The organism is Nonomuraea zeae, from assembly GCF_005889725.1.
In the GTDB taxonomy this organism is placed as follows: domain Bacteria; phylum Actinomycetota; class Actinomycetes; order Streptosporangiales; family Streptosporangiaceae; genus Nonomuraea; species Nonomuraea zeae.
Genome location: NZ_VCKX01000072.1, coordinates 36,423 through 45,925 on the forward strand (window position 1 = coordinate 36,423; position 9,503 = coordinate 45,925).

The 9,503-nt window shown below is 70.6% G+C and carries 9 protein-coding genes; 6 read left to right on the forward strand and 3 right to left on the reverse strand.

Annotation, left to right across the window (positions count from 1 at the left end):
* Positions 1–7: 7 nt before the first annotated feature.
* The 4 genes from ETD85_RS23450 (at position 8) to ETD85_RS23465 (ending at position 4,720) form a co-directional block, all read left to right on the forward strand.
* Positions 8–1,372 (forward strand): extracellular solute-binding protein, encoded by a 1,365-nt coding sequence (locus ETD85_RS23450; protein ID WP_138691917.1) that lies wholly within the window; start codon positions 8–10, stop codon positions 1,370–1,372.
* A complete protein-coding gene (locus ETD85_RS23455; RefSeq protein WP_138691918.1) occupies positions 1,372–2,253 on the forward strand; it encodes a carbohydrate ABC transporter permease in 882 nt (293 codons plus the stop codon). The genes ETD85_RS23450 and ETD85_RS23455 overlap by 1 nt, the downstream gene beginning before the upstream one ends.
* Positions 2,250–3,152: a carbohydrate ABC transporter permease gene (locus tag ETD85_RS23460; RefSeq protein ID WP_138691919.1), complete on the forward strand. Its 903-nt coding sequence runs from the start codon at positions 2,250–2,252 to the stop codon at positions 3,150–3,152. The genes ETD85_RS23455 and ETD85_RS23460 overlap by 4 nt, the downstream gene beginning before the upstream one ends.
* A gap of 68 nt (positions 3,153–3,220) precedes the next feature.
* Complete coding sequence (locus ETD85_RS23465) at positions 3,221–4,720, forward strand: Ig domain-containing protein (RefSeq protein ID WP_206058489.1); 1,500 nt, start codon at positions 3,221–3,223, stop codon at positions 4,718–4,720.
* Positions 4,721–4,846: 126 nt separating this feature from the next.
* On the opposite strand, the gene ETD85_RS23470 is transcribed toward ETD85_RS23465, so the two are convergent.
* Positions 4,847–5,572: a ThuA domain-containing protein gene (locus ETD85_RS23470; protein WP_138691921.1), complete on the reverse strand. Its 726-nt coding sequence runs from the start codon at positions 5,570–5,572 to the stop codon at positions 4,847–4,849.
* Positions 5,573–5,661: 89 nt separating this feature from the next.
* On the reverse strand, positions 5,662–6,855 hold the full coding sequence (locus ETD85_RS23475) for an FAD-dependent monooxygenase (RefSeq protein WP_138691922.1): 1,194 nt from the start codon (positions 6,853–6,855) through the stop codon (positions 5,662–5,664).
* Between the two features lie 29 nt (positions 6,856–6,884).
* Between ETD85_RS23475 and ETD85_RS23480 the strand changes: the two genes are divergently transcribed.
* Entirely contained in the window at positions 6,885–7,658 is a 774-nt protein-coding gene (locus ETD85_RS23480; RefSeq protein WP_170246801.1) for a TetR/AcrR family transcriptional regulator, read from the forward strand.
* A gap of 28 nt (positions 7,659–7,686) precedes the next feature.
* Here the strand turns inward: ETD85_RS23480 and ETD85_RS23485 are convergent, their stop codons facing one another.
* The gene (locus ETD85_RS23485) at positions 7,687–8,703 is read right to left on the reverse strand and encodes an aminotransferase class V-fold PLP-dependent enzyme (protein ID WP_138691924.1); all 1,017 of its coding nucleotides are present in this window, start codon (positions 8,701–8,703) and stop codon (positions 7,687–7,689) included.
* A gap of 207 nt (positions 8,704–8,910) precedes the next feature.
* Between ETD85_RS23485 and ETD85_RS23490 the strand changes: the two genes are divergently transcribed.
* A complete protein-coding gene (locus ETD85_RS23490) occupies positions 8,911–9,381 on the forward strand; it encodes a hypothetical protein (protein ID WP_138691925.1) in 471 nt (156 codons plus the stop codon).
* Positions 9,382–9,503: the final 122 nt, after the last annotated feature.

Below are 9,503 nucleotides of genomic sequence, written 5' to 3' on the forward strand. Positions count from 1 at the left end.
ACCCCCCATGAGAAGACGCGATCTGTTGAAGCTGGGCGGGCTCGCCGCCCTCGGCGCCACGGCGGCGGCCTGCGGCGGCTCGGGCTCCGGCTCCGCCGGTGACAAGCAGCTGCAGTTCATGTACTGGGGCTCGACCTTCGAGAAGAAGGCCATCGAGGCCATGCTCGCGCAGTACTCCAAGAAGCACGCCGGCGTGCAGGTCAAGCCCCTTTACACGCCCGACGAGTACGACGTGAAGCTCAACACGCTCGTCGCCGGCAACCGGCTGCCGGACGCCGGGTACGTGCCGATGTCGATGTCGTTCCGCCTCGGCGAGCAGGGCAAGCTGGTCAACCTGTTCCCGTACCTGAAGAAGTATCCGCAGCTGGCCGGCTACCTGCCGGACGCGTACCTGTGGAGCGGCCAGGACAACCTGCACGCCATCGCGACCGCGAACGAGTCGATGATGCTGTGGTTCAGCAAGTCCGCCACGGCGGCGGCGGGCGTCACCCCGCCCGCCGAGGCCGCCTCCGCCTGGACGTGGGACCAGCTCGTGGAGAACGCCTACAAGCTCACCATCGACCAGAACGGCAAGCGCCCGGACGAGTCGGGCTTCGACCCGAAGCAGGTCAAGCAGTTCGGCATCTCCTGCAGCTTCACCTACGGCGCCGCCTGGTACGGGTTCCTGCGCAGCAACGGCACCGACTTCGCCGACGAGAGCGGCAGGAAGTGCCTGCTCGACACGCCCGAGGCGATCGAGGTGTTCCAGAACCTCCAGGACCTCGTCTACAAGCATCGCGTCGCGCCCGGCCCCGGGCAGCTGGCCGCCACGGGCGACGAAGTGCCGGGCACCAACATCCTGCTCAAGACCAAGCGGGTGGCGATGGTGGTGGACGGCCACTGGAGCCTGCTCGACATGAACGAGAGCAAGGTCGACTACGGCATCGGCGTGCTGCCCAAGTACGGCGAGCCGTTCACCGCCAGCCAGGTGGCCGGCGCCTCGGCGGTGTTCGCCGGCAGCAAGCACGAGCAGGAGGCCGTGGAGCTGCTGGCCTTCCACAACGATCCCCGCAACGTGGACCTGTTCGCCAAGGGCCTGTGGATGCCCCAGGAGAAGAAGTACTACGAGGACCAGGCGGCCATCGACTCCTGGACCAAGAACGAGCTCCATCCGCCGGAGTTCCGGACCGTGGTCGTGGACTACGCCCGCGACCACGGCGTACCCGACCTGCGCAACCGGCTCAAGAACATGTCCGCCGTCTCCAGCGACGTGCTCACCCCCGCACTGCAGGAGATCGAGAGCGGCAAGCGCCCGGCCGGCGAGATACTCAAGGCCGCCGCGCCGAAGATCACCGGCCTGCTCCAGGGCTGGCAGCACACCCAGGCCCTCTGATGCGCCGCCTGGAAACCCGCTGGGGGATCCTGATGGCGCTGCCGGCGGTTCTCGGGTTCCTCATCTTCACGGCCGGCCCGATGGTGGCCTCGGCGTTCTTCAGCCTGACCGACTGGACGATCGGCGCCAGCCCGTCCTTCACCGGGCTGGACAACTACGTCACCATGGCCGGCGACGAGCTGTTCTGGAAGTCGCTCAGCACCACCACGTACTACACGCTCGGCGCGGTCCCGCTGGTGCTGATCGTCAGCTTCGCCGTGGCCATGCTGCTCAACCAGAAGGTCAGAGGGCTGGCGCTCTGGCGGACGATCTTCTACCTGCCGACGCTGGTCCCCGCGATCGCGAACGTCGTGCTCTGGATCTGGATCTTCAACCCGGACTTCGGGCTGCTCAACTCGCTGCTGCGCCAGGGCGGCCTGGCCGGCTCCCAGTGGATCTACGCCGAGTCGACCGCCGTGCCCTCGCTGATCATCATGAGCACCTGGGGCTTCGGCAACACCATGGTGATCTTCCTGGCCGGTCTGCAGGGCGTGCCGAGACACCTGTACGAGGCCGTGTCGATCGACGGCGGCGGCCCGTGGCGGCGCTTCTGGCACGTGACGCTGCCGATGATGACGCCGACCATCTTCTACAACCTGGTGGTCGGCGTGGTCGGCACCTTCCAGGTGTTCAACCAGGCGTACGTGATGACCGAGGGCGGCCCCAACAACGCCACGCTCTTCTACGTCTACTACCTGTTCCGCAAGGCCTTCACCGAGAGCGAGATGGGCTACGCCAGCGCGCTCGCCTGGACCCTCTTCATGATCATCGTGGTGGTGACGTTCCTGCTGTTCAGGAACGCCCGCCGCTGGGTCTACTACGAGATGGCAGGTGCCCGATGACCGCCCTGGCGGCCCCCGACCGGACGCGCGCCAAGGGCGTGGCCCCCACCCAGGGGCTGCGCAGGCCCAGAAGGTACGGCCGGATCCTGCTCTACCTCGCCCTGGTCGCCGGGTCGATCCCGACCCTGCTGCCGTTCGTCTGGCTGGTGCGCAGCGCGCTCATGCAGGACAGCCAGATGTTCGCCTCGCCGCCGGAGTGGATCCCCGACCCGTTCCAGTGGTCGAACTTCGGCGAGGCGCTGACCACCCAGCCCTTCGCCCGCTACTTCGTCAACACGCTGGTCATCGCCGTCATCAGCGTCCTCGGCACGGTGCTGACCTGCGCGGTGGCGGCCTTCAGCTTCTCCAGGCTGCGCTGGCGCGGGCGCAACGTCGTCTTCGCCCTGCTGCTGAGCGGCGTGATGCTGCCCTACGCCGTGACGCTGATTCCCACGTTCGTGATGTGGCAGGAGCTGGGCGCGCTCGACACGATCGCGCCGCTCACCGTGCCGAGCTGGTTCGCCGGGGCGGGCGGAGGAGTGTTCAACATCTTCCTGCTCAGGCAGTTCTTCCTGACCATTCCGTTCGAGCTGGACGAGGCCGCCTACATCGACGGGGCCTCGCCGTGGCGGGTGTTCTGGACGATCGTCATGCCGCTGTCGAAGCCCGCGATCATCGTGGTGACCATCTTCACCTTCATCGGCACCTGGAACGACTTCCTCGGGCCGCTGCTCTACCTGCAGAGCGAGGAGAACTACACGCTGTCGCTGGGGCTGGCGTCGTTCCAGAGCATGTACCTCACCCAGTGGGGCTACCTCATGGCGGCGTCGGCGGCGGTCATCGCGCCGATCATCGCGCTGTTCTTCTTCCTGCAGCGCTACTTCATCGAAGGCGTCACGCTCACCGGCATCAAGAGCTGACCCGCGCCCGCGCCCGCGTCCGGGAGGCGCCGAAGTGTCCCCGAGGAGTCAGTCACATGAGGAGTCACATGAGGAAGACCTGCGCCGCCCTCGCGCTGGCCGGGCTCACGCTCGCCCTCGCGGCGCCCTCGCCCGGCCTGGCCGACCGGCGTGCGGCTCCCGAGCTGGACGTGTTCGACATCTTCTACCGCAACGTCAAGGACTACGGGGTGCAGCTCGTGGACTGGCAGGGCTACCTCGCCAACCCCTACATCGAGCTCACCGTCCGCGCGCCGAAGACGCCCGGCATCGCCTACCCGCTGAAGGTGGACCTCAAGGCCGAGGGCACCTCGCGGCTGATGTTCAACCTGCCCAGCGAGCTGACCGCGAACGGCGCCACCAAGAGCTTCACCCTCACCGGTCCCGCGGACCGGGAGATCGTCCGCCTGGCCATCCACTCCAAGCAGGGGCCCGGCAAGGACGAGCGGCACAGGTGGAGCATGAAGACCACCGACGCCACCGGCGCCACGAGCCGCCAGAGCTTACCGATCATGGTGCAGCAGGACGAGAGGACCAAGCTCGAACCGGGCGTGCCCATCGACTTCGACTACCGCTACGACGACATCACCGGCTACTTCGCCGACCCCAAGGTCCGCCAGGCCGCCGAGACGGCCGTGCGCAACTGGTTCGCCTTCTTCGACCTGCGGCCCTTCGACACGGTCCCGGCCGGCGACGAGGTCAGCCACCTGCCGGGCGACGACTGGGAGAACGAGGTCCAGACCAGCAACGCCAAGCCGTTCAACGGCTTCTACGTCTTCTTCCGCGGCATCCAGAGGCCCTACTCCACCGGCTATCCGGCCGGCAACGGCAAGAAGCACACGCTGAACGGGCAGCCTACGCCGTACCACCGGTCGTACTCCATGATCCTCGAGTACGACGAGCAGCTGATGAAGCTGTTCACCTCCCTGGCCGACGAGGACTGGTACAAGACCGACCTCGGCTCGGTGATCGACGTGCACGGCCTGGTCATGCACGAGTTCGGGCACGCCGTGGCCTTCCACGACTGGTGGGAGGGCATGGCGAAGTACAAGGACGGCAAGGGCGCCGACGACCAGGAGGTCATCGCCTACCAGGGTTATCCCGTGCCGCTCGACGGCAGCGCGCACATCCCGGGCGACGAGCCCTACTGGGACCGGCAGAGCGGGCAGAGCGGCGGCTGGCACCACTACTTCCCGACCAGGCGATGGGAGCTGACCAAGCTCGCCCTGCTCATCGCCGAGAACGCCGGCTGGAAGCTCAACCGCGCGCTCACGCCCTTCCTCGCGCCGTCCATCGAGACCGCCGCGCTCAAGGGCGCCACCGCGGGCCGGGCCTACTCCGACCGGCTCCAGGCCAAGGGCGGCGTGCCGTTCTACGACTGGCAGGTCACCAAGGGAGCCCTGCCCGGCGGGCTGAGCCTGGACCGGTTCACCGGCCGGATCACCGGCACCCCGGCCGCGGCCGGGACGGCGTCCTTCACCGTGCAGCTCAGGGACTACGACAAGCGCGGCACCCCGCTGACGAAGGACTTCACCATCACCGTCGGCTGAGCGGCTACCCCGGTCCGGGAGCCCGGCACCACCCAGAGTTCCCTCGCCTCCCTGGCCGGGCCGGAGGTCTGCCGCACTGGTCCGCGAGGCGGGCCGCCGCGCCCGGCCGGCGCCCGCCCCGCGCTCCTACCAGTGGATGGGGGTGTGGGTGTTGGCCAGGGGCTCGCCGGTGCCGCCGGCCGGAGCGGCCCACAGGACCGCGTTGGCCAGCACGCGGCGGACGCCCGGGTGGTGGTAGACCGGGTAGCCCTGGTCGCCGGGGCTGAAGTAGAAGATCCGGCCGAGGCCCCTGCGGTAGCAGCAGCCGCTGCGGAACACCTCGCCGCCGCCGAAGTTGCTGACGAAGACGAGCTCGTCGGGCTCGGGGACGTCGAACGGCTCTCCGTAGGTCTCGTGGCGGTCGATGACGAGCGGGCGGGGCACGCCCCTGGCGATGGGATGGCCGGGGGCGACCGTCCAGACCAGCTCGCGCTCGCCCGCGTCCCGCCAGGTGAGGGTGCAGGTGGTGCCCATCAGCGCGCGGAACAGCCTGGAGTGGTGGCCCGAGTGCAGCACCACCAGCCCCATGCCGCCCAGCACGCGGCGCCGCACCCGTTCCACGATCTCGCCGTCCACCTCCTCGTGCGCCATGTGCCCCCACCAGGTCAGCACGTCGGTTTCCGCCAGGGCCTGGTCCGTCAGGCCGTGCTCGGGGTCGGCCAGCACGGCGGTGCGCACGCGTACGCGCTCGCCGAGCACCTCGCCCAGCCCCGCGGCGACGGCGCCGTGGATGCCGCCGGGGTAGCGGCGGCGCACCTCCTCCTCGCGGGGCTCGTGGTAGTTCTCGCTCCACACAGTGACGTTGACCGTCATCCGGTTCCTTTCCGCCGATTCCTCACAGACCGATTGGTGCCCACTGTGTGGAGGTTTGTGACTATTGGTGAGGTGGCGGATCGGCCGGGTCAGGCGGCCTTGACGGGCTCGTCCCAGTCGATGTGGTGCTCGTAGATCCAGCGGCTCGGGTCGTTGCCGGTCCTGGCCATGTGCCGCATGGCCAGGCTCATGATCACGTCGCGCGGCACCCTGGCCACCGGGCTCAGCGCCTTCCAGCCGCCCGTACGGTTGCCCTGATCGACCACGCGCTCGACCCGCACGCGCCGCAGCCGCTCGTACGCGGCGAACGCCGGCTCGATGCCGGGGCCGTCGCGCAGGCACCGGGCCAGGACGACGGCGTCCTCGATGGCCATCGCCGCGCCCTGCCCGATCGACGGCGCCGTGGCGTGGGCCGCGTCGCCGATGACGATCATCCGGTCGCGGTGCCAGCGCGGCACCGAGGGCACGTCGTAGGTGTTCCAGCCGGCGAAGATCTCGTCGGTCGCCTCGATGATGTCGAGCGCGGGACCGCGGTCGCGCCTGAACAGCTCGCCCAGCCTGGCCCGCCACTCGGCGGGCGGGATCGCCGCCACGTCGGCGGGGGTGAGCTCGGTGGCCTGCGCCGGGTTCGCCGCCCACCACACCTCGCCGCCGGGGTGCGCGGTGTAGGAGAAGAAGCAGCGCTTGCCGAAGACGGCGTGCATCATGCCGGGCTCTCCCACGGGGACGGCGCGGGCGTAGCCGCCGGTGTTGAGCAGCCCCGTGTAGCGGGCGCCGGGGGCCGCCGGATCGATGATCTCCCGGGTGCGCGAGCGCAGGCCGTCGGCGCCGATCAGCAGGTCCGCCTCGGCCGTGCTGCCGTCAGCGAACCGGGCCCGCACTCCACCGCCCCCGGGGCGCGCCGCGTCCACGAGCCGCTTGCCGTACTCGATGGGGATGTCCCTGGCGGCGGCCTGCTCGCGCAGGAACCGGTACAGGTCCGCCCGCTTGACGGTCCTGCTCACCAGGCCGTCCGCCGTGCCGTACGCGAGCTCGCCGAGCCGCCGGCCCGAGCCGCTGGTGATTGTGATGCGCGGGGTGTCGAAGCCCACCTCGCCGAGGTCGAGGTCGATCGCCCGTAAGGCGTCGAGGGCGTTCACCGCCAGGGTGAGGAAGGCGCCCACGTTGTCGGCGGTCCTGTCGTACGCCTCGTGGACCACCGCGTCGATCCCCGCCTTGCGCAGGGCGATCGCGGCCGTGGTGCCGGCGATGCCGCCGCCGGCGACCAGTGCTGTGTATGTCATACACCGAGTGTATGACATACACTTGTCTCATGCGCGAGCACGAAAGCGGGACGAAGGACAAGCTGCCGGCCGGGCTCGACCAGCTCTGGGCCCGCCTCGACCAGCCCGCGCCCGAGCCGCGGACCGGGCTGAGCCTCGGCCGCATCGCGCGGGCGGCGGTGGAGCTGGCCGACGCGGGCGGCCTGGAGGCGGTGTCGATGGCCAGGGTGGCCGAGCGCCTGGGGTTCACCACGATGTCGCTCTACCGGCACGTCAAGAGCAAGAACGAGCTGCTGCTGCTGATGCTCGACTCCGTCGCGGCGGTGCCGGACGAGGTGGCCGTCCCGGGCGAGGAATGGCGGGCCGGTCTGCGGCGATGGTGCCGGGCGCAGTGGGAGATGCTGCGCGCCCACGCCTGGATCGTGCACCTGCCGATCACCGGGCCGCCCGTCACGCCCAACCAGCTCGCGTGGACCGACCGCGCGCTGGCCGCCCTGGGCGGCACCGGGCTCACCGAGCGAGACAAGGCCGGCGTGGTGCTGCTGGTCGCCAACTACATGCACACCGCCGCGAGGCTGGCCGCCGAGCTCGGCCAGGCCGCGTCGGGGGAGTCGATCGCCGCCTACAGCGCGCTGCTCGGCTCGCTGGCCGACGAGCGCCGCTTCCCCGCGCTGCGCGCGGCGGCCGACGCGGGCGCGTTCGACTACCCGGCGGACCTGCCCGAGGAGGAGCGCCGCTTCGACTACACGTTCGGCCTGGACCGGATCCTGGACGGGGTGGAGGTGCTGATCGGGTCGCGCGGCGGGGAGGCGCCGGCGGGGTGACCGCCCCGCCGCTTCCCGACGGGACCGGTCAGGTCAGGGCGTCGAGCGCGCGGTCCACGTCCGCGGCGGTGGTGTAGACGTGGAAGCTGGCGCGTACCCGGCCCGCCCGCACGGCCGCGCGGATCCCCGCCGCGGCGAGCCGCTCCCCGGGGGCGTCCACGGAGACGATGGCGCTGTCGGCGGGTTCGAGGCCGAGGCCGGCCCTGAAGCGGTTGGCCAGGCCGACGTCGTGGTCGCGAATCTGCTCGACGCCGATCTCGCTGAGCAGCTCGATGGCCGGGGCGGCGCCGACGAAGGAGAACCAGGCCGGCGACAGGTCGAACGCGCGGGCGTCGTCCGCCAGCCGCAGCGGCGGGCCGTAGTAGGAGCCGCCCTCGTCGGCGCCGGCGTACCAGTTGGCGGCCAGGGGGCGCATGCGCTCGCGCAGTCGGGGCGACAGGTAGCCGAAGGCGGCGCCGCGCGGGGCCATGAGCCACTTGTACGCGGCGCAGGCGAGGGCGTCGACGCCCTCGACGTCCACGGGCAGCCAGCCGCAGGCCTGCGAGACGTCGACGATGACGAGCGCGTCGCAGGCCCGGGCGGCGGCCACGATGTCCCGCAGCGGGGCGACCTCGCCGGTGGCGGACTGGACGAGGCTGAAGGCCACGGCGGCGGTACGGCCGGTGACGGCGTCGGCGAGCCGGCCGGCGGGGACGGTCTCGACGTCCGCGGCCACGGCCCAGGGGAACAGGTTGCTGGTGAACTCGATCTCCGGCACCACCACGCGGGCGCCCGGCGGGAGCGCGGTGGCCACCGTGGACATGATCTGGGAGACGGTGGAGCTGACGGTCACGTCCTCGGCGGGCGCGCCGACCAGGCGGGCGAACGCGGCGCGGGAGCGGCCCACGGAGGCGTCCCAGGGCTGCCAGTCGCTGCTGCCGTGCCGCCACTCGGTGAGGACGGCCTGGAGCTCCTCGAAGGCGTGGCGCGGGGGGATGCCGTAGGAGGCGGTGTTGAGCCAGCCGGGATCGGCGTCCCAGAGCTTGGCCGCCGTGGCGATGTCCATGACCTCAGCCTAGGAGGCGAGCCGCCGCCCGGCCGCGGGGCACCGTGAGACTCGTCATGGCTACTTTCGGTAGCCTTGACGCTACACAGAGTTACGGTAAAGGTGGGCTGAGACGCCAGTTCCGGGCAGCAGGTTTCCCGCCGCCGTCCCGCCTCGCCGGCGCCGGTGTCCAGGACGCTGCTCGTCGTTCCACCGAAAGGAGCTGTCATGCCAGCAGACCCGACGCCCGCCGCAGAGCCCATCGTCTCCATCGCCGTGCGCGTCCTCACCGCAGGAGACGACCCCGACGGCACGCTGGGTAACGTCCACCGCGGACAGGGCCACGTCCACCTGGGGATCGCCGGGCGCGAGTTCGCCCTGGAGCGGACCGACATCACCGGCTTCCAGCAGCACGCCGACGACACGTACGTCTTCGGCGAGGGCAGCAACGTGCACAGGCCGGACTGGAACGACCCCCGCCACCCGCCCCGCGACGTCGACGACCTGCGCCGCCACCCGGTCTACCTGCGCTTCACCCCGCCGGCGGACTGTCTCGACGACGACTGGCACCTGGAGCGCGTCGACGTCACGGTGACCAAGGCCGGCGGCGGGACGCTCTCCTACGTGGCGCTGCCCGGCGACCCCTCGCTCTGGCTGGGCTACGAGTCCGGCCTGACCGTCTACCTCGATCGGCGCTAGCCCCGTTTTCCGCACGTGAGTGATCTTCAGCGGAGGTCTCGTGGATCGATGTTGAGCAGGTCCAGGAGGTGGAGTTGGAGGTCGGTGGGTTGCGGGATGGTCGGGGGTGACTGGCCGGTGCC

Bases quoted from the DNA above. Each gene is read 5' to 3' on its own strand.
- ETD85_RS23450 (WP_138691917.1), top strand. From the start codon at position 8: ATGAGAAGACGCGATCTGTTGAAGCTGGGCGGGCTCGCCGCCCTCGGC.
- ETD85_RS23455 (WP_138691918.1), top strand. From the start codon at position 1,372: ATGCGCCGCCTGGAAACCCGCTGGGGGATCCTGATGGCGCTGCCGGCG.
- ETD85_RS23460 (WP_138691919.1), top strand. From the start codon at position 2,250: ATGACCGCCCTGGCGGCCCCCGACCGGACGCGCGCCAAGGGCGTGGCC.
- ETD85_RS23465 (WP_206058489.1), top strand. From the start codon at position 3,221: ATGAGGAAGACCTGCGCCGCCCTCGCGCTGGCCGGGCTCACGCTCGCC.
- ETD85_RS23470 (WP_138691921.1), bottom strand. From the start codon at position 5,572: ATGACGGTCAACGTCACTGTGTGGAGCGAGAACTACCACGAGCCCCGC.
- ETD85_RS23475 (WP_138691922.1), bottom strand. From the start codon at position 6,855: ATGACATACACAGCACTGGTCGCCGGCGGCGGCATCGCCGGCACCACG.
- ETD85_RS23480 (WP_170246801.1), top strand. From the start codon at position 6,885: ATGCGCGAGCACGAAAGCGGGACGAAGGACAAGCTGCCGGCCGGGCTC.
- ETD85_RS23485 (WP_138691924.1), bottom strand. From the start codon at position 8,703: ATGGACATCGCCACGGCGGCCAAGCTCTGGGACGCCGATCCCGGCTGG.
- ETD85_RS23490 (WP_138691925.1), top strand. From the start codon at position 8,911: ATGCCAGCAGACCCGACGCCCGCCGCAGAGCCCATCGTCTCCATCGCC.